The sequence below is a fragment of the Streptomyces ochraceiscleroticus genome (genome assembly GCF_000720485.1).
In the GTDB taxonomy this organism is placed as follows: Bacteria; Actinomycetota; Actinomycetes; order Streptomycetales; family Streptomycetaceae; genus Streptomyces; species Streptomyces ochraceiscleroticus.
On sequence record NZ_JOAX01000026.1, the window covers coordinates 1 to 24,387 of the forward strand.

General features: G+C 72.6%; 16 protein-coding genes. 5 read left to right on the forward strand and 11 right to left on the reverse strand.

Annotation, left to right across the window (positions count from 1 at the left end; genetic code table 11):
• Positions 1-20: 20 nt before the first annotated feature.
• The gene (locus IG84_RS0128300; protein WP_031062932.1) at positions 21-1,595 is read left to right on the forward strand and encodes a phosphodiester glycosidase family protein; all 1,575 of its coding nucleotides are present in this window, start codon (positions 21-23) and stop codon (positions 1,593-1,595) included.
• A 69-nt stretch (positions 1,596-1,664) separates the two neighbouring features.
• Here the strand turns inward: IG84_RS0128300 and IG84_RS0128305 are convergent, their stop codons facing one another.
• The 6 genes from IG84_RS0128305 to IG84_RS0128330 all read right to left on the reverse strand — a co-directional run bounded on the left by IG84_RS0128305 (position 1,665) and on the right by IG84_RS0128330 (position 14,526).
• Entirely contained in the window at positions 1,665-3,107 is a 1,443-nt protein-coding gene (locus tag IG84_RS0128305) for a S28 family serine protease (RefSeq protein ID WP_031062935.1), read from the reverse strand.
• Between the two features lie 155 nt (positions 3,108-3,262).
• A complete protein-coding gene (locus IG84_RS0128310) occupies positions 3,263-7,099 on the reverse strand; it encodes an ABC transporter ATP-binding protein (protein ID WP_078649498.1) in 3,837 nt (1,278 codons plus the stop codon).
• 166 nt (positions 7,100-7,265) lie between these two features.
• On the reverse strand, positions 7,266-8,303 hold the full coding sequence (locus IG84_RS0128315) for an esterase-like activity of phytase family protein (protein ID WP_382467350.1): 1,038 nt from the start codon (positions 8,301-8,303) through the stop codon (positions 7,266-7,268).
• 100 nt (positions 8,304-8,403) lie between these two features.
• Positions 8,404-11,190 carry a discoidin domain-containing protein gene (locus tag IG84_RS0128320; protein ID WP_051862529.1) on the reverse strand — a complete coding sequence of 929 codons (2,787 nt, stop codon included), beginning with the start codon at positions 11,188-11,190 and terminating at the stop codon, positions 8,404-8,406.
• A gap of 116 nt (positions 11,191-11,306) precedes the next feature.
• The gene (locus IG84_RS0128325; RefSeq protein WP_051862549.1) at positions 11,307-13,022 is read right to left on the reverse strand and encodes a thiamine pyrophosphate-binding protein; all 1,716 of its coding nucleotides are present in this window, start codon (positions 13,020-13,022) and stop codon (positions 11,307-11,309) included.
• Between the two features lie 61 nt (positions 13,023-13,083).
• A complete protein-coding gene (locus tag IG84_RS0128330; protein WP_031062950.1) occupies positions 13,084-14,526 on the reverse strand; it encodes a sodium:solute symporter family protein in 1,443 nt (480 codons plus the stop codon).
• A 144-nt stretch (positions 14,527-14,670) separates the two neighbouring features.
• Here IG84_RS0128330 and IG84_RS0128335 point away from each other — a divergent pair, with 144 nt between their 5' ends.
• Positions 14,671-16,281 carry a PucR family transcriptional regulator gene (locus IG84_RS0128335; protein WP_107053980.1) on the forward strand — a complete coding sequence of 537 codons (1,611 nt, stop codon included), beginning with the start codon at positions 14,671-14,673 and terminating at the stop codon, positions 16,279-16,281.
• Between the two features lie 260 nt (positions 16,282-16,541).
• Entirely contained in the window at positions 16,542-16,751 is a 210-nt protein-coding gene (locus tag IG84_RS41895) for a hypothetical protein (protein ID WP_031062956.1), read from the forward strand.
• A gap of 77 nt (positions 16,752-16,828) precedes the next feature.
• Here IG84_RS41895 and speB read toward each other — a convergent pair whose 3' ends face one another.
• Positions 16,829-17,809 (reverse strand): agmatinase, encoded by a 981-nt coding sequence (gene speB / locus IG84_RS0128345; protein ID WP_031062959.1) that lies wholly within the window; start codon positions 17,807-17,809, stop codon positions 16,829-16,831.
• A 215-nt stretch (positions 17,810-18,024) separates the two neighbouring features.
• On the opposite strand from speB, the gene IG84_RS0128350 reads away from it, so the two are divergent.
• Positions 18,025-18,822: a phosphatase gene (locus IG84_RS0128350; RefSeq protein WP_031062961.1), complete on the forward strand. Its 798-nt coding sequence runs from the start codon at positions 18,025-18,027 to the stop codon at positions 18,820-18,822.
• Between the two features lie 12 nt (positions 18,823-18,834).
• Here IG84_RS0128350 and IG84_RS0128355 read toward each other — a convergent pair whose 3' ends face one another.
• The 4 genes from IG84_RS0128355 to IG84_RS0128370 all read right to left on the reverse strand — a co-directional run bounded on the left by IG84_RS0128355 (position 18,835) and on the right by IG84_RS0128370 (position 22,677).
• A complete protein-coding gene (locus IG84_RS0128355; protein ID WP_031062964.1) occupies positions 18,835-19,800 on the reverse strand; it encodes a cation diffusion facilitator family transporter in 966 nt (321 codons plus the stop codon).
• A gap of 65 nt (positions 19,801-19,865) precedes the next feature.
• Positions 19,866-20,756 carry an acyl-CoA thioesterase gene (locus IG84_RS0128360; protein WP_031062967.1) on the reverse strand — a complete coding sequence of 297 codons (891 nt, stop codon included), beginning with the start codon at positions 20,754-20,756 and terminating at the stop codon, positions 19,866-19,868.
• Between the two features lie 22 nt (positions 20,757-20,778).
• Positions 20,779-21,936 carry an acyl-CoA dehydrogenase family protein gene (locus IG84_RS0128365; protein ID WP_031062971.1) on the reverse strand — a complete coding sequence of 386 codons (1,158 nt, stop codon included), beginning with the start codon at positions 21,934-21,936 and terminating at the stop codon, positions 20,779-20,781.
• Between the two features lie 135 nt (positions 21,937-22,071).
• Positions 22,072-22,677 (reverse strand): SACE_7040 family transcriptional regulator, encoded by a 606-nt coding sequence (locus tag IG84_RS0128370; RefSeq protein WP_031062974.1) that lies wholly within the window; start codon positions 22,675-22,677, stop codon positions 22,072-22,074.
• An 85-nt stretch (positions 22,678-22,762) separates the two neighbouring features.
• On the opposite strand from IG84_RS0128370, the gene IG84_RS0128375 reads away from it, so the two are divergent.
• Complete coding sequence (locus IG84_RS0128375) at positions 22,763-24,379, forward strand: carboxyl transferase domain-containing protein (protein ID WP_031062977.1); 1,617 nt, start codon at positions 22,763-22,765, stop codon at positions 24,377-24,379.
• The last annotated feature ends 8 nt before the right edge of the window (positions 24,380-24,387 follow it).

The window sequence follows — 24,387 nt, forward strand, 5'->3', positions numbered from 1 at the left end:
GGAGTCTCGTGGGCTCGGAGATGTGTATAAGAGACAGCCTCTCCCCCGCGCTGACCACCGTCCTCGCCGGCACTCTCGCCGCGACCTTCGTGATCCCCGGTGCCGCCGTCCGTCCGGCCGATGCCGCGGCCCCGGCCACCTTCTCGCTGCCCAAGAAGTACGACGACTGGCAGCACGACCGGCTCGCCCCCGGCGTCGACCTGTACCAGGGCATGCTCGCCGGGCGGCCCGGTGCCGACCACTGGACGGTCACCGTGCGGAAGGACGGCGCGGTGCTGCACAGCCGCGAGACGGCCGACGCGCTGGCCGACGGGTTGCGCGCGGCCGGGTTCGCGCCACGTACCGAGGAGGTCCACTGGCCGGCCGGCTCCGACCGGCGTGGCACGGTCGGGGTACGCGTCCGCACCGGCACGTACGGCGGCCGGGACCAGGCCGACAACGCCCGCAAGGAACTGGCGGCGGCGGGCTTCGACGCCGTCAGCGAGTGGACCGGCGGCGACGGCACGCCCGGTACGGGACTGGCCCGCGTCAAGGTCGCCGTCATCGATCCCCGGGCGTACCGCGGGCGGCTGGACGCCGGTTACGGGACCGCGGTCGCCGGGCGGGAGAAGGTCACCGACATGGCCGCCCGCGCGAACGCGCTGCTCGCGGTGAACGCCGGGTTCTTCGTGATGGAGGAGAAGGACGGCGTACCGGGTGCCGCCGCGGGCATCGCCGCGTACAACGGGCGGCTGCAGAGCGCCGCGACGAACGGGCGGATCGCCGCGGTCCTCCGGGGCGACGGCCTGCACCCCGAGTTCCGGCATCTGCGTACGGAGTCGAAGGTGACGGCGGGCGGCGCCACCGAGCCGGTGGACGGCATCAACCGCGTTCCGGGGAAGGTCCGCAACTGCGGCGGGACGGGCGGTGATGTGCCGACCGAGCGGCCGCAGCACGACGTGACCTGCACGGATCCGGACGAGATCGTGCGCTTCACGCCGGAGCTGGGGGACGCCACCCCCGCCGGGCCCGGCGTGGAGGCGGTGCTGAACGGCGAGGGCCTCGTCCAGACGCTGCGGCCGCGCGGCGGTCCAGTACCGGAGGGCGGCACGGTACTGGCCGGTATCGGCGCGGGCGAGGGGTGGCTGCGTGACCATGCCGCGCCCGGCTCCGCGGTACGGCTGGACGAGAAGATCACCGATACCGACGGCCGCCCCGTCCGCCTCACGGCACAGGACGACATCGTCAACGGCGGCCCGGAGCTGGTGCGCGACGGCAGGGTGGCCGTCGACTACGCCGCGGACGGCATCGAGCACGCCGGTGACCGCTCGTTCGCGTACACCTGGGGCATCAGGCGCAATCCGCGGATGGTCCTCGGCACCGACCGGGCGGGCCGGGTCATCCTGCTGACCAGCGCGGGCCGGCAGCCCGGTTACAGCGACGGTCTCGGGCTGAACGAGGCCGCGGCGCTCATCAAGTCGCTCGGCGCCACGCAGGCCATGAACCTCGACGGCGGCGGCTCCGTGGGCATGGCCGTCGACGGCCGTCTGATCACGACCCCGTCGGACGCCACGGGTGAACGTGCCGTGGGCGACGCGCTGTTGCTGACCCGCTGATCCACCGGCAGCGCGGTGGGCCCGGGGCGGTCGGTCGCCCCGGGCCCACCGGTCAGTACCGACCGCCCGTCACGGGCGCAGCATCGGCATCCGCTGCGACTGCTGCTTGTCCAGCTTCTTGTTGTACGGAGCCGCCGGGGCCGTCTCGCCCGCGGCCGGGGTCACGCCGGCCCACTTCAGGAGGCGGGCCGTGGCCTTGGTGCGGTCGGCTTCCTTCAGCTTGGTGATGTTGGAGCCGTGGTTGCCGCCGGGGACGGTGAAGACGTAGGAGTCCCTCGCGCCCTTGCCGATCTCGAAATGCTCCGAACTCCACGGGTCGTACTGGCCGTTGACGAACATCATCCGCTCGGCGTGGTGCCGCACCCAGCGGTCCACGTCCGGCATGGCCTTCTTGTCGAAGGACATGGGGATGTCGCGCGGGACGAAGGTGCGGGAGTTGTTGATGCCCGGGTAGCGGAGCAGGTCCGCGACGTTCGGGTAGGCGTAGCCGGGCTCACCGAGCTGGGTGCCTGCCTGGTAGTAGTACGGCAGGTAGGGCTGCATGCCCTGGTCGGTGTAGCTGTCGAAGCCGCCGACCTGGTCCATCCAGGACCAGAGGGAGTCGGTGGACGCGGTCGGCTTCGGGACCTCGGCGCAGGCGGTGGCGGCGGGCTGGTACTGCCAGAAGCCGAAGACCAGGTCGGTCACCATGATTTCGTACGCGCGGTCGGCGTTGCCGGCGAGCTTGAAGGTCCAGCCCTCGGTGGCGGCCTTCTTCTGGAAGCGGTCGACCATCTCGCCGCGGCGCTTCAGCGCCTCGCGCTCGATCGCGGCGAGGTCCTTGCGGCACTCGGCGGTGCCGACGGTGGCGAAGAAGCGGTCGTAGGCCGAGTCCTCGTCGTTGACGACGTCGTTGGGCGCGACGTACGCGACCGTGCCGTCCATGTCGTGCGGGTAGAAGCGGCGGTAGTACGTCGCCGTCATGCCGCCCTTGCTGCCGCCGGTGGCGATCCAGTTCTTGGCGTAGATGCCGTTCAGCGCCGTGAAGATGCGGTGCTGGTCGGCGGCGGCCTGCTGGATGTCCAGCTTCTTCCAGTCCGCGGGCTCGGGCCGGGACGGGGTGAAGTAGCGGTACTCCATCGACACCTGGTTGCCGTCGATGAGCTTGGTGGGCTCGCTGCGCGTCGGCTCGGTGTTGACGTTGTAGCCGGAGGTGAAGAAGACGGTGGGGCGGGCGGTCGACTTGTGCAGCACGGTGATGCGCTGCTGGAAGGTGCCCTTGCCCGGGTGCCGGTGGTCGACCGGCTGGGTGTAGTTCAGGACGAAGAAGCGGTAACCGTCGACCGGCTTCTCCTGAACGAGGCTCATTCCCGGTATCGCGAGGAGACGGTCCTTGATGTCCGCTTCCGCGCGGCTGTCCGCGGTCGTACCGGCCGGCGCGGCGGCGGTGGCCGCCGTTGCCGTGGCCGTGCCCGCGCCGACCGTGCCTATGAGCACGGTGAGTGACAGCAGCCATCTGAGCGTTTTGCGCATGCGCCCTCCCCTGGGGTTCGCAAAGGTCGCGCTGAACCTATCGGGGCGGCCCCTCGCCGACCACCCCCCGACCGGCGGTAGCGGACGGGGAGTTGGCCGGCGGGGCAGGCGGCGGGGCGCACGGCGCTGCACTCCGGCCTCCACAGTGCACGGCGCTATACCCCGGCCTCCACCGTCTCGCCGGTGAAGGAGCGCCACAGTTCCGCGTACCGGCCGCCCCGGGCGAGGAGTTCGGCGTGCGTGCCGTCCTCGGCGACGCGGCCGCGGTCCAGTACGACGACCCGGTCGGCGCGGGCCGCGGTCGTCAGGCGGTGGGCGACGACCAGGGTCGTGCGGCGGCCGGCCAGCCGGTCCGTCGCGTGGTTGACGACGGACTCGGTGGCCAGGTCGAGCGCCGCGGTCGCCTCGTCGAGCAACAGCACGTCGGGGTCGACCAGTTCGGCGCGGGCGAGCGCGAGGAGCTGGCGCTGGCCTGCGGAGAGGTTGCGGCCGCGCTCGGCGACCTCGTGGAGGTAGCCGCCGTCGAGCGTGGCGATCATGTCGTGCGCGCCCACCGCCCGGGCCGCCGCCTCCACTTCGGCGTCGGTGGCGTCCGGGCGGCCGTACGCGATGGCGTCGCGGACCGTGCCGGGGAAGAGGTACGACTCCTGGGGGACGACGCCCAGCCGGTGGCGGTAGCCGGTCAGGTCCAGTTCGCGCAGGTCGGTGCCGTCGACGCGGACGGCGCCGGTCGTCGGGTCGTAGAACCGGGCGACCAGCTTGACCAGCGTGGACTTGCCGGCGCCGGTCTCGCCGACGAACGCGACGGTCTGGCCGGCGGGGATGGTCAGGGCGATGCCGGAGAGGGCCTCGGCCTGCTCACCGTCGGCGGTCGCGTAGCGGAAGTGGACGTCGTCGAAGGTGATCTCGCCCGCCAGCTCCTTCACCGGGCGGGGGTTCTCGGCCGCCGGGGTGGTGGTCGGCTCGCGCAGCAGCTCCTGGATGCGGCCGAGCGACACGGACGCCTGCTGGTAGCCGTCGAAGACCTGGGAGAGCTGCTGGACGGGGGAGAAGAAGAGGTCGATGTAGAGGAGGTACGCGACCAGGGCACCCGCGGTCAGCGTCCCGGCGCTCACCCGGTCCGCGCCGACGATCAGCACCAGCGCGGCGGCCACGGACGACAGGAGCTGCACGAACGGGAAGTAGACCGAGATCAGGAACTGGCCGCGGGTGCGGGCCTGCCGGTACGCGGCGCTGCGCTCGGTGAAGCGCGCGACGCCGCTGCCCTCGCGGCGGAACGCCTGCACGATGCGCAGCCCGGCGACGCTCTCCTGGAGGTCGCCGTTGACGACGCTGATCCGCTCACGCGCCAGCTCGTACGCCTTGACGCTCTGCTTGCGGAAGAAGTACGTGCCGATGATCAGCGGCGGCAGCGTGGCGAAGACGACCAGCGCGAGCTGCACGTCGATGGCCAGCAGGGCGACCAGGATGCCGAAAAAGGTGAGGACGGAGACGACGGCAGTGACCAGGCCGGTCTGCAGGAAGGTGGAGAGCGCGTCGACGTCCGTGGTCATCCGGGTCATGATCCGGCCGGTCAGCTCGCGCTCGTAGTAGTCCAGGCCGAGGCGCTGGAGCTGGGCGAAGATCTTGACGCGGAGTGAGTACAGGACGCGTTCGCCGGTACGCCCCGTCATCCGGTTCGAGCCGATCTGCGCGGCCCACTGGGCGAGCACGACGAGCAGGGCGGCGGCGGACGCGGCCCACACGCCGTTGAGCGCGGCGCGCTGTACGCCGTCGTCGATGCCGTGCCGGATCAGTACGGGCAGCAGCAGCCCGGCGACCGCGTCCACGGCGACCAGCAGCAGGGCGATCAGCAGCGGCCGGCCGAAGCCGCGCAGCAGGCGGCGCAGGCCGTAGGAGCTCTCCGGCCGCGCTGCCTGCTCCTCGTCGATGTCGGGGGTGTCGGTGGCCGGGGGCAGCGCCGCGACCTTTTCGAGCAGCTCGGGCGTCGCGGGCATGCCGGCCAGCGCGCCGGCCATGCCGCCGGGGCGGCCGGCGAGCGCGGCGGCGGAAGCGCTGCCGCCCTCCCGCGGCTGCACGCCGTCGGACTCCTCGCCCGTACGGACCCACAGCTCGGGCGTCACGCCGTCGATGACGCGGCGGGGGCGGGTGGCCTCCGTGGCGGGCGTGCTTTCCGGCGCCACAAGGCCGGTGGTGGTCGCCGGCTCCAGCAGCCCGGTGGCCGCCGCCTCGCCGGAGAAGGCCCCGGCCGCCGCGACCTGCCCCGCCGGGTCCCGCTCCACGCCGCCCAGCTCGTCCGGGTCGGTGAGCAGCCTGCGGTACAGCTCGCAGCGCTCCTCCAGCTCCTCCCGCGTACCGATGTCCAGCAGTCGGCCGCCGTCGAGGACGGCGACCCGGTCGGCCAGCGCCAGGGTGGAGGCGCGGTGCGCGATGAGCAGGGTCGTACGGCCCGCCATCACGCCGCGCAGCGCTTCGTGGATCTCGTGCTCGACCCGGGCGTCGACCGCGGAGGTCGCGTCGTCCAGGACCAGCACGCGCGGGTCGGTGAGGATCGCGCGGGCGAGCGCCACGCGCTGCCGCTGGCCGCCGGACAGGCTCAGGCCCTGCTCGCCGACCTCGGTGTCGTACCCGTCGGGGAGCGCGGAGATGAAGCCGTCGGCCTGGGCGGCGCGGGCCGCGGCCCGGATCTGCTCGTCGGTGGCGTCCGGGGCGCCGTAGGCGATGTTGTCCCGGATCGAGTCGGAGAAGAGGAAGCTGGTCTCGGGGACCAGGCCGATGGCGCCGCGCAGCGAGTCGGCGGTCAGGTCGCGCACGTCCCGGCCGCCGACGAGCACCCGCCCCGCGCTCACGTCGTAGAAGCGCGGCAGCAGCAGCGAGACGGTGGACTTGCCGCTGCCGGAAGTGCCGACGACGGCGACGGTCTCGCCGGGCTCGATGCGCAGCGAGAAGTCCGTCAGGACCTGGTGAGCGCCCTGCTCGTCGCCGTACCCGAAGGTGACGTGGTCGAACTCGACCGTGGCGGGCGCGTCGGCGGGCAGCGGGACGGCGTCCGGGCGCTCCTCGATGACCGGCTCGGTGTCGATCAGCTCGAAGACCCGCTCCACGCCCGCGCGGGCCTGCTGGCCCACGGTCAGCATCATGGCGAGCATCCGGACCGGGCCGACGAGCTGCGCGAGGTAGGTGGAGAAGGCGACGAAGGTGCCCAGCGAGACCTGGCCCCGGGTGGCCATCCAGCCGCCGAGCGCGAGCATCGCGACCTGCCCGAGGGAGGGGACGGCCTGCAGGGCCGGGGTGTAGCGGGCGTTGAGGCGTACGGTGCGCAGCCGCCCGGCGAAGAGCCGCCGGCCGACCTCGCGGAGCTTGCCGGTCTCCTGCTCCTCCTGGCCGAAGCCCTTCACGACGCGGACGCCGGAGACCGCGCCGTCCACCACGCCCGCCACGGCCGCCGCCTGGCCCTGCGCGTACCAGGTCGCGGGGAAGAGCCGGAGGCGGCTGCGCTTGGCGATCCACCACAGGGCGGGGGCGACGGCGAGGGCGACGACGGTGAGCAGCGGGGAGAGCACCAGCATGATCACCAGGGAGATGACGAACAGCAGGACGTTGCCCAGCATCATCGGCACCATGAACAGCAGCGACTGCACGAGCTGGAGGTCGCTGGTGCCGCGGCCGACGACCTGCCCCGTACTGAGTTCGTCCTGCCGCCGGCCGTCCAGCCGGGTGATGGCCCGGTACATCCGGGTCCGCAGGTCGTGCTGGACGTCCAGGGCGAGCCGGCCGCCGTAGAAGCGGCGGATGTACGTCAGTACGTACACGGCGAGCGCGGCGACGATCAGCAGGGTGGCCCACGGCGCGAGGGACCGTTCGTGCTTGACGATCACATCGTCGATGATCAGCTTCGGTACGAGCGGGACGAGCGCCATGACGGCCATCCCGGCGAGCGAGGAGCCGAGCGCGAGCAGTACATCCTGTTTGTACCGCCAGCACGTGCGCATCAGGCGCCGCGCCCAGCCCTCTTCCGCCGTATCCGTGTCCGCCCCTGCCACGCGACGCCTCCCGCCGGTCGACTTCTTACCGCAAGGCACCAACAGCGGCGGCCGGTGTTTTCATCCCACCGCAACAATTCCCGCGGTCACGGGCGGCCAATGGCGGTCATTGGCCTCAAAGGCGGACGGTCATGTCGTACAGCCGGGTGATCTGCTGCGCCCGCTGATTGTCGTCGCTGATCAGGAGCAGGTGCAGCCGTCCGTGCGCGTGCCCCAGGACGGCCATGCCCTCGATGTTGTCCAGGAGGGGGTTGATCTGGGGCTGCCGGGCGGGCGCGCCGAGGGAGGGGCAGCGCGTGAGGTCGGCGAGCAGGGTCTTGGCGGCGGGGCGGGTGGCGGCGGTCAGCTTCTCGGTGCCGCGAGTGTCGTCCGCGGGGCGCGGGTCGGCGAGGTAGAGGCGGATGGTGTTGCCCTGAGGCTCGAATTTACGTTCGAGTACGAGCAGGCGGCCGTCGCCGAGCGAGGTGATCTCGGGGACCGTCATGCCCCGCTCGGCCGGGTAGGCGTACTGCCTGCCGAGGGCGTAGCCGCCGTGCGGCTGCCGCTGCCAGGTCTGGAAGCGGTGCAGCGGACGGCCCTGCGCGCCGTTGCCGTCACCGGCGAGCGGGCCCTCCATGGACGCGGTGAGCGTACGGCCGCCGGGGCCCGCGGCCAGGCCCTCGAAGGTCTGGTTGGCGGTGGCCCGCCCTGCCGGGGCGACCCGCAGCCCGTCCGGCACGGGCAGCCGTCCGACCGGGTGCCCGGCCCGGTCGTAGCGACGCACCGACGGCTCCGTCTCGGAGGTGATCAGCCGGTTACCGTCCTTCTCGACGACCAGCCCCTCGGAGTCCAGCGGCTTTCCGTCCTCGTCGGCGAGCGGGACGCCGCGCAGCGGCTCGCGCGTCCGGCCGTCGAGGGTGACCAGCGCGGACCGGTCGGAGAGCGCGAGCAGATCGCCGTCGGTGTCGCGGGCGAGCGCGGAGAAGTTCCCGGCGTAGAGGCCGTCGACGGAGCGCTTGTCCAGGGCGTCGGAGTACTGGTCGATGGAGACGCGGGCGGAACAGGCGCCGGTGGCCTGCGCCCCGGGCGGGGCCGCGGCCGCCGGGAGCGTTCCGGCGGCGAGCAGCGTGGCGGCGAGGGCGGCGGATACGGCGGCGGTGAGGCGCACGGGGATCCTTCCGGTCGGCAGGACGGCAACGGGCGGGGCGCCCGGGGGTTCCTTCCCCCGGGCGCCCCGCCCGCATCACGCGTTCCGTTCCGCGGAACGGCGGCCGTCAGTCCTCGGCGCCGGCCTTGCTGCTGGTCTTGGCCTCGGCCACGCTCAGCTCCGCGATGCCCGGGTGCTTCTTGGCGTCCGCCTTGCCGCGCACGGTGACCCGGACGTACCGCGCCGGGGACTTCCCGTCATAGCCGGTGCCGGTCCAGTGCCGTCCGTCGCGCGAGACCTGGACCTGGTACGACGCGGGCTTCGTGGCCGTCCAGTGCGGGGTGACCGTGCCGATGCGGCGGACGCTGCCCAGGTCGGCGGTGAGGGTGCCGGTGGCGGCGTCGGGCACCCACGCGGTGGTGGTGTTGCCGTCCAGCGCGGCGCCCGCGTACATCCCGGGCTCCTCCGAGGTGGCCTTCGCCGTGCGGCAGCGGGCCACGTTGGCCGTCGGCTCCTGGTCGGGGCGGCGGGTCTTCAGCGTCAGGGGCGCTCCCTGGCCGACGATCCGCTCGCCCTCCGGCGTCGCGACCGTCATCGGCTCACCGCCGGTCAGCCGCACCTCGGTGTGGTGCGCGCCGAGCGCGATGTCGTACGTCCGGCCCTGCCAGTGCAGGCCGCGCAGGGTGACGCCGTCGGCGAGCTGCGGCGGCAGCGTCGGGTCCAGGGTGATCCGGTCCTCGCCCAGCCGCAGGCCGGTCAGGCCGTGGGTGAAGACCTGCAGGAAGCCGCCCTTGCCGGTCAGGAAGTCCTGGGACGGCGAGCCCGCGAGGGGGTCCTCGGCGCCGGCCTTCTCGCCGCGCGCCTCGGAGAAGAGGTGGAACGGACCGCGCATGAACGGCCGCACGGACCGCTGGAGATAGGTGTACGTCGCGCAGCCGGCCTCGCCGATCTCGGCGGCGTCGATGGCGTGCACCGAGTCGGTCATGGCCGGGCCGTCGGGGTCGGTGTGCGCGGCGTAGTAGTCCAGCGTCTTCGTCTTGGCCGCGTCCGACATCGGCCACTGCAGCGGGTACTGCAGGAGCACGGTGTCGGCCTGCTTGATGGTGGTGCCCTTGTAGCCGTCGTACTGCTGGAAGACCTGCTTCTTCTTGTCGTACGGGATGCGCAGCTTGTCCGCGATGGTGTTCCAGGAGGCGGGAGCCTTCTTGCCGAGGACGGCGGCGGCGCGGGTGGCGTGCCGGAGCGCGGTGGCGGCGCCCGCGTTGGTGAACACGCCGTCGTCGACGCCGTTGCTGTACTCGTCCGGGCCCGCGACGTTCTTGACCGAGTAGCTGCCGTCACCGTTCTTGGTGACCCGGGAGGCCCAGAACTGCGCGATGCCCTGCATGAGGGGCCAGCCGCGCTCCCGCAGCCAGCCGGTGTCCTTGGTGGCGAGGTAGTACTGCCAGGCAGCCAGCGAGACGTCGCCCATCAGGTGGTTCTGGGTCTTGCAGTGCGGCGGGTCCCAGCTGTGGCACTCCTTCCACAGATCACCCTTGCCGCCGCTGGTCCACGGGAAGAACAGGCCGTCGTAGCCGAGCTTCTTGGCGTTCGCGCGGGCACCGGCCCGGGTCTTGTAGCGGTACTCGACGATGGACCGGGCGAGCTCCGGATGGGCGGCCAGCAGGCCGGGGTACATCCAGGTCTCGGCGTCCCAGAAGATCTCGCCCGCGTAGTTGTCGCTGGTCAGACCCGTCGGGGCGATGCTGTCCGAGGAGCCCTCGCGGGAGTTGGCGAGCAGTCCGTACTGCGCCGAGCGCACCCACGCCTGCAGGTCGCGCTGCTCGCGGCCGCGCACCTCGATGTCGGAGTGCCACAGGTTCTGCCAGGCGGTGGCGTGCGCGTGGTACAGCCGGTCCCAGCCCTGCGCCGCGGCCTGCTGGGAGGCGCGGGTGGCGGCGGCTCTGGGGTCGTGCGAGGTGAGCGCGGTGTCCACGCCGACGTACTTGGAGACCTCGTAGGTGCGGCCCTTGTGCACGGGGAAGCTGACGCCCTGATGCGCCGTCAGCTTCTCGGGCGCCTTGGCCTTCTGTTCACTTTCCGAACGAATGCCCGGACCCGTACGGAGCGTGGAGGCCACCGCGCCCGCCGTCTTCGTCCCGTCGGTGCGGAAGGTGACGTCCTGCGTGCGGTCGCCGGATCGGGCGCCGCCGCCGGTCTGCGAAATCCGGCGCGCACCACGCCCGTCGAGGGTGTCGGTGACGGTCGCCGGGCCGCTCCAGTGCGGCGTCATCCGCAGCCGTACGGCACCGGTGTGCGCGTGCGTGCGGTCCGCGAGCACGTCGAAGACCAGGTCGGTGGCGCGGCCGTCGGCGGCGGTCCAGGTCAGCGAGGTACGGACCAGGCCGCAGCGCATCAGGAGGGACTGCCGGTAGTGCGAGATCCGGCCGGGCTTCGTGGCCGAGCCGAAGGTCTCGGCGCCGGGACCGCCGGTGGCCACGTTCAGCGTGGTCCAGGTGGGCAGCGCGGCGATGGCCTGCCGCTTCTTCACCGACTTGGGGCCCTCGGCGTACAGGCCGGCGGCGAAGGCGCCGTCGTAGCGCGGGGTGTAGAGGGGGAAGCCGGTCTTGCCGCCGGTCGCCGCGTACCCGGTGCCGTTGGGCGGCACGCGCTGCCCGAGGTAGCCGTTGCCGACGTACGGGTGGTGGCTGTCGTCGGGGTCGATGCGGGTGGACGTGGGCTGCCAGCCGGGCCCGTCGGTGGCGCACGAGCCGTCGGCGGCCGGGGTGGCGCCCGTCGCCGGGCCCGTGGCGCGGCCGCCGTCCGGTGCCGCCGCGGAGGACGCAGGGGGTACGGCCGCGATGAGCGCGCCCGCGAGCAGGGGGACGAGCAGCCGTCTGCCGGTACGCGGCAGCGGACGTGGGGAGTACGACATTGTTCTCCGTCGACGGATCGTCGGGCGTCGGGCACGGGGGCAGAGAGCCAGATCTGTCGCTGCCCGCAGCGAACCTAAAGTTATGAACAGATCACGTCAACGGTCCACGCGCTTTGTTAACTTTCCGAAGCCAGGGAATCGCCCGGTTGGGTCGGGGAATGGCCCGGTTGGGTCGGGGAATCGCCGAGATGGGTGGGGGCGAACATCCGCAGCCGGGCCGGGAGCACGACCACGGAGGGGCCGGGGGCCGCCAGCGCGGCGGCGAGGTCGTCCCGCAGCCGCTCCGGAGCGCTCGTCACCGCCGGCACGCCGAAGGACTCGGCGAGCGCGGCGAAGTCGGGCCGCGCCAGCTCGGTGCCGGTCGCCCGCCCGAACGCGTCCTCCATGTACTCGCGCAGGATGCCGTAGCCCCCGTCGTCCACGATCAGCCAGGTCACCGGCGCGTCGTACTGGCGCGCCGTGGCCAGCTCGGCGAGCGAGTACATGGCGCCGCCGTCGCCGGAGACCGCGAGCACCGGCCGCGCCGGGTCGGCCACCGCCGCGCCCAGCGCCGCCGGGAAGGCGTAGCCGAGGCCGCCCGCGCCCTGCGCCGAGTGCATGGTGTTCGGGTGGCGGGCGTCGAAGGCCGACCAGGCCCAGTACGCCAGGATCGTCATGTCCCAGAAGGAGGGCGACCGGGGCGGGAGTGCCTCGCGGACGGCGGCCAGTACGTCCTGTTCCAGGGTGAGTTCCTGGGACGCGATCCGCTCCCCCACGCAGTCCAGCAGTGCCCGTACGCGGGCGGGCGCCGTGTCGTCCTCGCGCGCGCCGACCGTCTCCAGCAGGGCCCGGAGCGCGAGGCGCGCGTCCGCGTGGATGCCGAGCGCGGGGTGGTTGGACTCCAGCTTGCCCGCGTCGGCCTCGATCTGGATGACCCGGCCGCGGGGCCTGAACGTGTGGTAATTCGAGGAGAGTTCGCCCAGGCCCGAACCCACCACCAGCAGGACGTCCGCGTCCTCCAGGAAATCCGTGGTGTGGCGGTCCTCCAGCCAGGACTGGAGGGAGAGGGGGTGGGTCCAGGGGAACGCGCCCTTGCCGCCGAAGGTCGTCGCGACCGGCGCCCGGAGCCGCTCGGCCAGCGCCCGCAGCTCGGGCTCGGCCCCGGCCCGTACGATGCCGCCGCCCGCGAGGATCACCGGGCGCTCCGCGTCGGTCAGCAGGTCGGCGGCCACGGTGGTCAGTTCGGGGCGCGGGGGCAGCTCTTCCGGGTCCGCGGCCAGGCCCGTGACCACCGGGATCGCCGTCGGCGCGAGCAGTACGTCCTGCGGGATCTCCACCCAGACCGGGCCGTGCGGGGCCGTCAGCGCGGACTTCCAGGCCGCGGCGATCGCGGACGGGATCTGCGAGTGCGTGCGGGCGGTGTGCACGGACTTCACCACGCCGCGGAAGGCTGCGCTCTGGTCGGGGAGTTCGTGCAGGTAGCCGTGGCGGCCGCCGCCGAGTCCGGCGACCGGCACCTGGCTGCCGATCGCGAGGACGGCGGCCGAGGCGGCGGCGGACTCCTGCAGCGCGGCGAGCGTCATGAGGGCGCCGGGGCCGGTGGAGACCATGAGCGGGGCGATGCCGCCGGTGCGGCGGGCGTAGGCGTCGGCGGCGAACCCCGCGTTGTTCTCCACGCGCAGTCCGACGTACCGCAGGGGGCTGCGGCCCAGCGCGTCGAAGAGGCCCAGGGCGTGTTGGCCGGGGAGGCCGAAGACGGTCTGCGCGCCGAGCGCTTGCAGCGATTCGACGACGAGGTCGCCCCCTGTGCGTTGGCGCTGCGCGGCGGGGGCCGAGGGGTCGGTGGGGCTCAACGTCGTGCCTCTCTGCGGGTGCGTGGGGGTGCGGGCGATCACGGCCTTCGGCCGCTCGTCCTCAAACGCCGGACGGGCTTTTTTGTGCCAGGCGGGCCCGCCACTCGGCCAGTACCGCCGGATCCGTCGGGCGGGTCGACAGGCTGACGATCACGTACGCCACCAGCGACACCAGCAGCCCGTAATAGATCGGTTCGTTCGCCAGGACGCCGCGCCAGGCCATCAGGGCGATCACCGTCGCGCCGCCCGTCGCGACAGCGGCAAGCGCGCCCGTTCCCGTGCCGCGCTTCCAGAGGAGGCCGCCGAGGATCGGGACCAGGAGGCCGCCGACGAGGAGGTTGTAGGCGACCGTCAGGGCCTGGACGACGTCGTTGAGGGCGATGGCGATGCAGATGACGGCGATGCCCATGAGGAGGATGAACGCGCGGTTGCCGCGTACCTCGTCGCGTTCACCGGCGGCCGTACCACCGCCCACCGCGCCCCGGAGCCGGGACCAGATGTCGTTGTTGGCCACCGTCGCGCAGGCGATCAGCGCGCCCGAGGACGTGGACATCACGGCGGAGAGCGCCGCCGCCAGCACCAGTCCGCGTACGCCCATCGGCAGGGCGTCCTTGACGATCGTGGCGAACGCGTCGTCGGGGCTGCCGAGATGGGGGTAGAGCACCTTGGCCGCCGTACCGATCACGGCTCCGGCGAGCGCGTACACCAGGCAGTACGTGCCGGCGGCCGTGCCGCCCAGCCGCGCGACGCGGTCGCTGCGCGCCGTGAACACCCGCTGCCAGATGTCCTGGCCGATCAGCATGCCGAAGGAGTAGATGAGGACGTAGGTGAAGACGGTCTGGCCGCCGATGCCGAGCGGGGCGAAATAGTCGTCGGGGAGTTCGGCCCGCAACTCGCCGAAGCCGCCTGCCTTGACGACGGCGATGGGCAGCAGGAGGAGCAGGACGCCGATCGTCTTGACCACGAACTGCACCATGTCGGTGAGGGTGATCGACCACATGCCGCCGAGAGTGGAATACGCGACGACGATCGCGCCGCCGAGGATGATCGACACCGTGCGGTCCAGGCCGAACAGGACGTCGAAGATCGTGGCGTACGCGATCGTGGACGTGACCGCGAGCATCAGGGTGTACGCCCACATCACGACGCCGGAGATGACGCCGGCCGAGCCGCCGTAACGCAGGTCGAGCATCTCGGAGACGGTGTAGACCTTCAGCCGGGCGATCCGCGCGGAGAAGAAGAGGCTCAGCGCGAGCAGGCCGAGACCGATGGTGAAGACCATCCAGGCGCCGGAGAGGCCGTACTGATAGCCGAGGCCGACGCCGCCGATCGTGGAGGCGCCGCCCAGGACGATCGCGGCCATGGTCCCGGAGTACATGAACGGGCCCAGGCGCCGCCCGGCGACCAGGAATTCGCTCTTGGAGCGGGCGCGGCGCATGCCCCACCAGCCCACGGCGAGCATGCCGGCAAGGTAAAGGACGATCACCGCGTAGTCGACAGCCATGGGCCATCCCTTCGGCAGGCGGGAGTGAAGGTGGGGGTGGGGCGGATTTTCGTGCGCTGACGTGGGTTGACCTTAGGAAATGGCGTGGCGGCGCAGAAGTGTACGTTTCCTCCACCGTGCCGCTCGGAATTGGATGGTCCGCACATGGCTGACGCGCCGCACCACTCGCCGCCGCCCACCCCGGGCGTCCCGCTGTCCGCACTGCTCGCCCGCGCCGACCTCGGGCTGCGGCAGATCGCCGGGCCGCGTGCCGACGCCGACATCCACTGGGTGCACACCTCCGAGATGGCCGACCCGGAGCCGTATCTGCTCGGCGGTGAGCTGCTGCTGACGGCCGGGGTGCACCTCGACGAGGCGGCGGGGTCGGGGGCCTACCTCGACGGCTACGCGGAGCGCACGGTCGCGGCGGGTGCGGTGGCGCTCGGGTTCGGGATCGCGCCGGTGCACGACGCGGTGCCGCGGGCGCTGGTCGCGGCCTGCGACCGGTACGGGCTGCGGCTGCTGGAGGTGCCGGCCGGGACCCCGTTCACGGCGGTGGAGAGCGCCGTGTGGCAGGCCATGACCGAGGCCCGGCACCGCGAGCTGACCCGCATCGGCGACGGCCAGCGCGCGCTGGCCGCGGCCGCGGGCGGGCCCGACCCGGTACCGGCCGTGCTGCGCACGCTCGCCCGCCAAGTGGGCGGCTGGGCCGCGGTGTCGGGGCCGGGCGGCGACGGCGAACTGGCCGCCGCCGGACCGCGGCTGCCCGCTCCCGCGCGATCGGCGGCGGCCCGGCTCGCACGCCGCGTGGCAACCCCGGGCGGCCCGGCGGCGGCGAGCGACACCCTGGCGGCGGCGGTCCCGGGCAGCCCGGCAGCGGCAAGCGACACCCCGGTGGCGGCGGCCCCGGGCGACCCGGTGGGAGCAGTCCCCGGCGACCCGGCAGCCGCGAGTGACGCCCCGGCCGAGGCGGCCGGTACGCATCTCGCCGCGTACGCGCTCGGCGGCCGGGCCCCGGAACGTACGCGCGCGCTGATCGTCGCCGCGCCGCCGCCCGATCCGGCGGCCCGCGCCGTCGTCGGTGTCGCCGCGGTACTGCTGTCCCTGCTCACCGGCCCGTACGCGGAGGCGGCCGACGGCGGGCACTCCGCCGCGCTGGTCCGGCTGCTGCTCGGGGAGGGGCCCGCCGACGTGGCGCCGCTGCTGAAGCACCCGCACTGGACCGTCGTGCACGCCCGCGCCCGGCGCGGCGGCGAAGCGCCCGCCGCCGCCCTCGCCGCGGGGCTGGGCACGTCCCTGGTCGCGCCGGGCGACGACACCGTCCGGGCCCTGGTCCCGGCCGGCCGGGAGGTCACCGCGCAGCCGGGCTGGACGCTCGGCGTGAGCGAGCCGGTACCGGTGTCCACACTGCCCGCCGGGGACGCGCACGCCGCGGCCGCGCTGCGCCGCGCGGTGGCCGGCCGGACCCCGCTCGTCCGCCACCGCTCCCCCGGCATCGGCGGCACGGGCGGCGTCGCCGCGCTGGTTCCGCCGGCCGAGGCCCGCGCGCACGCGGCGGCCGTACTGGCGCCGCTCGACGGCACCCCGGCGCTCCGCGAGACGTTGCGCACCTGGCTCTCGCTGCACGGGAGCTGGGACCGTACGGCAACCGCGCTCGGCATTCACCGCAACACGGTCCGGCAGCGCATCGCCCGCGTCGCCGCCCTGCTCGACACCGACCCCGACGACCCGGACGTCCGGATGGAGCTGTGGTTCGCTCTCGGCACCCATTCCTGAATTCTGGACGCGATTACGGACATGTCCTTTTCACCGGACCTCGCCGCCCTTTCGCCGCCCCTTCCTGAATTCCACCGGGCGACGTCCGACATCGACGGCATCGGCATTCAAAAACGCACTTCACAACGCATGTGGTGGGCATTTTTCGGCGTAATGCACGGGCCCTGGAGAGAAACTTGCCTTACGCGCTCCACCCCGGCACTATTCCCGGCGTAACCCCTGTTCTTCCGCGTCCCCGTGCTTCGAAGGGAAGAAAAGTCATGCGTGACTTCATCGAGACCGCCGAGATCGCCGACACCGAGCTGGACGGCATCGCCGCCGGCGCCGCGACCATCGGCGGCAGCATCGCCGGCTACGGCGCCGGTGTGACCGTCGACGGCACCGCCGTGCAGGCCGTCGAGGGCCTCGCCACGGACGGCATCGCCAAGGTCAACGGCCTGGCCGGCCAGCTGCCCACCGCCGGCATCTGAGCAACGCCTGCCAAACGCCAGGGCCCCGGAACCTCTCGGTTCCGGGGCCCTGGCGTGTTCCGCGTGGGAAAGGACGGTCAGCCGCGTGCGGCCGCGATCTGCCGGGACATGATCGTGGTCAGCTCGTACGCCGTGTGGGAGGCCGCGACCGAGGTCATCTCCGCGTGGTCGTACGCCGGGGACACCTCGACCAGGTCGGCGGAGACCAGGTTGCAGGAGGCCAGGCCGCGCAGGATCTCCAGCAGCTCGCGCGAGGTCAGGCCGCCGGCCTCGGGGGTGCCGGTGCCGGGCGCGTGCGCCGGGTCCAGGACGTCGATGTCGATGGAGATGTACAGCGGGCGGTCACCGATGCGCTGGCGGAGCTGGTCGGCGACCTCGTCCACGCCGCGGCGCATGACATCGGCCGAGGTGACGATGCCGAAGCCCATCTTCTCGTCGTCGGTGAGGTCCTTCTTGCCGTACAGCGGGCCGCGCGTGCCGACGTGCGAGAGCGCCGAGGTGTCGAGGATGCCTTCCTCGACCGCGCGGCGGAACGGCGTGCCGTGGGTGTACTCCGCGCCGAAGTAGGTGTCCCAGGTGTCCAGGTGCGCGTCGAAGTGCAGCAGCGCCACCGGGCCGTGCTTCTTGGCGACCGAGCGGAGCAGGGGCAGCGCGATGGTGTGGTCGCCGCCGAGGGTCATCAGACGGGCGCCGGTGCCGAGCAGGTCGTCCGCCGCGGCCTCGACCGTCTCGACCGCCTCGTTGATGTTGAACGGATTGGCGGCGATGTCACCGGCGTCGGCCACCTGGGCCAGCGCGAAGGGCGAGGCGTCCTGCGCCGGGTTGTACGGGCGCAGCAGGCGGGACGCCTCGCGGATGGCGTTGCCGCCGAAGCGGGCGCCGGGGCGGTAGGAGACACCGGTGTCGAACGGGACGCCCACGACGGCCACATCGGCGCGGCCGCCGACCTCGTCGATGCGCGGCAGCCGGGCGAAGGTCGCCGGGCCTGCGTAACGCGGGACGCGGGAGGAGTCGACGGGACCGACGGGCTCGGAGGATGCGGCAGATGCGGTGGTCATGGCGCTGAGCGTAGAGACGGCGCCGCGTTCGCCCCATGGACATATCTGTGAGGTACGGGGGCGCCATTCGACACGGCGTCCATTCGACGGACCGTATCGATGGACGCGTTCACGCGGTCTCCCGGGGCCGAGGGCGGCGCGCTCGGGCCCCGCGAGGTGTCCACGCGGCGGAACTCCCCCGCCCCGCGCTGATCCGCACCGGCACAATGGGCCTCATGCCGATAACCTCCGCCCCCGCCCCCAGCCGCGCCGAACTGGTCGAGCACCTCGTACGCACCCGCATCGCCGGTGACGTCGCGACGCCCCGCGAGAACAACCTCGACCACTACCGCAAGCTCGCCAACGGCAACCGCCACTACTGGTTCGGCCTGGAGCTGGGCGACCGCTGGAGAGACGAGCAGGACGTACTCGCCGTGATGGCCGAGCGCTGCGGCGTCGTCGACGACCCGGACCACCGGCACGGCCAGGACACCATCGACCCCGAGCTGACGGTGGACGCGCTGGAGCGGATGGCGGCGGTGCTGCGCAAGGCGGCCGCCGGCCGCCGGCGGGTGCTCCTCGCGACCGGTCACCCGGGCGGGCTGCTGGACGTGCACATCGCCACGGCCGCCGCGCTGCGGGCGGCGGGCTGCGACATCGTGGTCGCGCCGGACGGGCTGACCGCCGACGACGGCGTGGTCTTCCAGTTCGGCCAGGTCGCGATGCTCGAGCGGGGCGCGACCCTGTGGCACACGCACTCGCCGGCCCCGATGGCGGCGATCCTGGACGGCCTGGAGGCGGCGGGCGAGGCGCTGCCGGACCTGGTCGTGGCGGACCACGGCTGGGCGGGCTGCGCGGGGCAGCGCGGCATCGACGCCGTCGGCTACGCGGACTCGAACGACCCGGCGCTCTTCCTGGCCGAGGCGGAGGGCACCGTCCAGGTCACGGTCCCCCTGGACGACCACGTCCGCAGCCCCCGCTACTACGACCCGCTGACCGCGTACCTGCTGCACGCGGCCGGTCTGGCGGACTGACCAACGGGCCTCTCAGGGGGCCGGTTCCCCGCGCCCCGGCGTCGGGTCCAGGAAGACCCGGCGGACCGCCGGGAAGCGGGCGCGGAGGTCGCGTTCGGCCTGCTCGCAGGCCCACTCGATCTCCGCGGCGGTGGCCAGGTCGCGGAAGTCGACCTTCGCGGCGATCAGTACCTCCCGCGGCCCCTGCACGATCGTGACCAGCTCCAGTACGTCCACCACCTGCGGCACCGCGCGCAGTTGCTCCCGTACGGCGTTCCGCAGGAAGGGCGGCAGCGAGCGCCCGATGAGGAGCTGGGCATTGCTGCGCCCCAGCACCCACGCCACGTACACCAGCAGCAGCCCGATCAGGATCGCCGCGACGCCGTCCCAGACGCCCGACCCGGTGAGCTGCCCGCCGAGCAGGCCGCCGGCCGCCAGCACCAGGCCGGCCAGGGCCGCGGAGTCCTCCATGACGACGGCCTTCACCGCGGTGTCCGGGGTGTGGTGGAGGTACTGGCCCAGGGGCACGCCGAAGCGCGCCGCCTCCTGGCGCGCCTGCTTCAGTCCGGTACGCAGCGAGTAGCCCTCCAGGAGGAAGGCGACGGCGAGGATCACGTAGGAGGCCAGGGGGTCGCCCAGCTCCTCGCCGTGCGTGAGGGTGTGGATCCCGTCGTACACGGAGAAGACCGCGCCGCCCACGAAGGTGGCGACGGAGGCGAGCAGCGCCCAGATGTAGCGCTCCTGGCCGTGGCCGAGCGGATGGTCCTCGTCCGCCGGCCGGGCGCTGCGTTTCAGCGCGGTGAGCAGCAGCAGTTCGGTGACCGTGTCGGCGACGGAGTGCGCGGCTTCGGAGAGCATCGCGCTGGACCCGCTGAGGATGCCGCCGACGGCCTTGGCGGCGGCGATGCCGAGATTGGCCCCGGCGGCGACGAGGACGGTGGCAGTGCTCTCGCCCTCGCCCCCTCCGGGCGCGTCGCGCGCTTCCTCTGTCCGGCCCATGAAGCGGGAGTATGCCTGATAAGGACACCTATGCCGGGGATATGGGGCGCCTCACCCGGGGAGACTCAGGCGCGCGGCGTCCGGATCACGCCCTCCTGGATCACCGAGACCGCGAGCTGCCCCTCGGCCGTGAAGATCCGGCCCTTGGCCAGGCCCCGGCCGCCCTGCGCGGTCGGCGACTCCTGGTCGTACAGCAGCCACTCGTCGGCGCGCACCGGCCGGTGGAACCACATCGCGTGGTCCAGGCTCGCGCCGACCACGTCGCCGACTGCCCAGCCGCCGCGCCCGTGGGCGAGCAGCACCGAGTCCAGCAGTGTCATGTCGGAGACATAGGTGACCAGGCAGATGTCCAGCAGCGGCCGGGGGATGCCTGTGTCACCGTCGAGCTTGCCCTGAGTGCGGAACCAGACCTGCGAGCGGGGCTCGCGGACCTCGCCCGCGGTGGCGAACGGCGGCGCGTCCACGTACCGCAGGTCGACCGCCGCCCGGGCCTCCAGCAGCCGCTCGGCCACGCCTTCGGCCACGAACCGGTCGGCGTACCGGGGCAGCATCTCGGCGGCCGTCGGCAGGGTCAGCGGGTCCGGCACCCGGGGCATCGGCTCCTGGTGCTCCAGGCCCTCCTCGTGCGCCTGGAAGGACGCGGTGAGGTGGAAGATCTGCTGGCCGTGCTGGACGGCGACGACCCTGCGGGTGGTGAAGGACCGGCCGTCGCGGATGCGGTCGACGGTGTAGACGATCGGCGCGCCCGGATCCCCGGGGCGCAGGAAGTACGCGTGCAGGGAGTGCGGGGGCCGCTCGGCGGGGACCGTGCGCCCGGCCGCCACCAGGGCCTGCGCGGCGACCTGGCCGCCGAAGACCCGGGGGACGACGGCCGGGCGGCTCTGACCGCGGTAGATGTCCTCCTCGATCTGCTCCAGGGTGAGCAGATCGAGGAGGGATTCCAGTGCGTCGTTCACGGACGTCAGCCTAGGGAGGGACCTAGAGGCCCATCGACTTGGCGATGATCGACTTCATGACCTCGTTGGTGCCGCCGTAGATGCGGTTGACGCGGTTGTCCGCGTACAGGCGGGCGATCGGGTACTCGTTCATGTAGCCGTAGCCGCCGTGGAGCTGGAGGCACTTGTCGATGACGCGGTGCGCGACCTCGGTGCAGAACAGCTTGGCGGAGGCGGCCTCGGCCGCGGTCAGCTCGCCCGCGTCCAGGGCCTCCAGGGCGCGGTCGGCGACGGCCTCGGCGGCGTCCACCTCGGCCTGGCAGGCGGCCAGCTCGAACTTGGTGTTCTGGAAGGACGCGACGGTCTTGCCGAAGACGGTGCGCTCCTGCACGTACTGCTGCGCGAACCGGACCGCGGCCTTGGCCTGCGCGTACGCGCCGTAGGCGATGCCCCAGCGCTCGGAGGGCAGGTTCTGGCCGAGGTAGTAGAAGCCCTTGTTCTCCTCGCCGAGCAGGTCCTCGGCCGGCACCTTCACGTCGACGAACGCCAGCTCGGCGGTGTCGGAGGTGCGCAGGCCCAGCTTGTCCAGCTTGCGGCCGACGGAGTAGCCCTCGGACTTGGTGTCGACGGCGAAGAGGGAGATGCCGAAGCGGCGGTCGTCCTCCTTGGGCGCCGAGGTACGGGCGCAGACGATCACGCGGTCGGCGTGCACGCCGCCGGTGATGAAGGTCTTGGCGCCGTTGAGGACGTAGTGCGTGCCGTCCTCGGAGAGCTTGGCGGTGGTCTTCATGCCCGCGAGGTCGGAGCCGGTGCCCGGCTCGGTCATCGCCAGCGCCCACATCTCCTCGGCGGAGACGAACTTCGGGAGGTAACGCTTCTTCTGCTCGTCGGTGGCAAGCATCTTGATGTACGGCAGGGCGAGCAGCACGTGCACGCCGGAGCCGCCGAAGGTGACGCCCGCGCGGGCGGTCTCCTCGTACTGGATCGCCTCGAACTTGTGCGAGTCGATGCCGGCGCCGCCGTACTCCTCCGGGACGTTGATGCCGAAGAGGCCCAGGTCGGCGAGCTTGGAGTAGAACTCGCGGGGCACCTGGCCCGCGGCGAACCACTCGTCGTAGACGGGCACGACCTCGCCCTCGATGAAGGCGCGGATGGTGTCCCGGAACGCCTCGTGGTCCTCGTTGAATACCGTCCGCTGCACTGTGGGCCTCCTGGAGCATCTACTGAACAGCACGCTGGCTAAGCGCTTGCTCAGCGAAAGCTACCCGGGAGTTATGTTCTCTGTCCAGGGGTCCCGTACGACGCAGTCGTCACACCGGCGCCGGAGCCGGCGAGCTCAGCCCTCCCGGCCCGCCGCCGCACCGAAGGCGCCCAGCGCGAGGCGCTTGAGCAGCGCCTCGGTGGCCGTGCGGGGCGGGAGGCTGGCGCGCGGACTCAGGTGCGGGGTGGAGTTCAGCAGGCCGAAGACGGCGTGCACGGCGGCACGCGCCTCGGACTCCGTGCAGGCCGGATAGACCTCGCGGACGACCTCGACCCACAGCTCGACGTACTGGCGCTGGAGCTGGCGCACCCGCTTGCGGTCCGCCTCGCGCAGCCGGTCCAGCTCCCGGTCGTGCACGGTGATCAGCGGGCGGTCGTCCAGGGCGAAGTCGATGTGCCCCTCGATCAGCGCGTGCAGCACCTCCTCGGCGCTCTCGCCGCCGTCGGCGACCCGCAGCCGGCCGCCGTCCAGCAGCCGCTCGCTGATGCCGACCAGCAGCTCGGCGAGCATCGCGTCCTTGCCGGCGAAGTGGCGGTACAGGCCGGGACCGGAGATCCCGACCGCCGCGCCTATCTCGTCCACGCCGACGCCGTGGAAGCCGCGCTCGGCGAAGAGCCGGGCGGCCTCCTTGAGGATCTGCTCGCGGCGGCTGACGGTGGCGGGGGCCTTGGTGCTGCTCATGGCTCCAATTGTAGACAGGCGGGTTAGTGCTCGTTAACCTGAAGGCAATCGTGTTAACGACCACTAACAAGGGGCGGGTACGACGATGGAGCAGGCACCCGTACTGGGGAGCGTCGCAGACCCCGCGGCAGACTCCTGGCGGGCCAACGAGGCCGCGCACCGCGAGCTCGTCGAGGAGCTGCGCGGGAAGCTCGCGGCGGCCCGGCTGGGCGGCGGTGAGAAGGCCAGGGCGCGGCACACGGCCCGCGGCAAGCTGCTGCCCCGGGACCGGGTGGACACCCTGCTGGACCCGGGCTCGCCGTTCCTGGAGATCGCTCCGCTGGCGGCGGACGGGATGTACGGGGGTGCGGCTCCGGCGGCGGGTGTCATCGCGGGGATCGGGCGGGTGAGCGGCCGCGACGTGGTGATCGTCGCCAATGACGCCACGGTCAAGGGCGGCACGTACTACCCGATGACGGTCAAGAAGCACCTCCGCGCCCAGGAGGTGGCCCTGGAGAACCGCCTCCCCTGCATCTACCTCGTCGACTCCGGCGGCGCCTTCCTGCCGATGCAGGACGAGGTCTTCCCCGACCGCGAGCACTTCGGGCGGATCTTCTACAACCAGGCCCGGATGTCGGGCGCCGGGATTCCGCAGATCGCGGCCGTCCTCGGGTCCTGCACGGCCGGCGGCGCGTACGTTCCCGCGATGAGCGACGAGGCCGTGATCGTGCGGAACCAGGGCACGATCTTCCTCGGCGGCCCGCCGCTGGTGAAGGCCGCGACCGGCGAGGTCGTCACGGCCGAGGAGCTGGGCGGCGGCGAGGTGCACTCCCGTACGTCCGGCGTCACCGACCACCTCGCCGAGGACGACGCACACGCGCTGCGGATCGTCCGCACGATCGTCTCCACGCTCGGCGAGCGCGCGCCGCTCCCCTGGACCGTACGGACGGTGGAGGAGCCCAAGGCGGACCCGGCCGGGCTGTACGGCATGGTCCCCACCGACTCCCGCACCCCCTACGACGTCCGCGAGGTCATCGCCCGGATCGTCGACGGCTCCCGCTTCGCGGAGTTCAAGTCCGAGTACGGCCAGACGCTGGTCACCGGCTTCGCGCACCTGCACGGCCACCCGGTCGGCGTCGTCGCCAACAACGGCATCCTCTTCTCCGAGTCCGCCCAGAAGGGCGCGCACTTCATCGAGCTGTGCGACCAGCGCGGCATCCCGCTGGTCTTCCTGCAGAACATCTCCGGCTTCATGGTCGGCAAGGACTACGAGGCCGGCGGCATCGCCAAGCACGGCGCCAAGATGGTCACGGCGGTGGCCTGCACACGAGTACCGAAGCTGACCGTCGTGATCGGCGGTTCCTACGGCGCGGGCAACTACTCCATGTGCGGCCGGGCGTACTCCCCCCGCTTCCTGTGGATGTGGCCGAACGCCAAGATCTCCGTCATGGGCGGCGAGCAGGCGGCGTCCGTCCTCGCCACGGTCAAGCGCGACCAGATGGAGGCGCGCGGCGAGGAGTGGCCCGCCGAGGAGGAGGACGCCTTCAAGGCCCCCATCCGCGAGCAGTACGAGACGCAGGGCAACGCCTATTACGCGACGGCGCGGCTCTGGGACGACGGCGTGATCGACCCGATGGAGACCCGGCAGGTGCTGGGCCTGGCCCTCACCGCCTGCGCCAACGCCCCGCTGACCGACCCCGCCTTCGGCGTCTTCCGGATGTGAGGACCTCC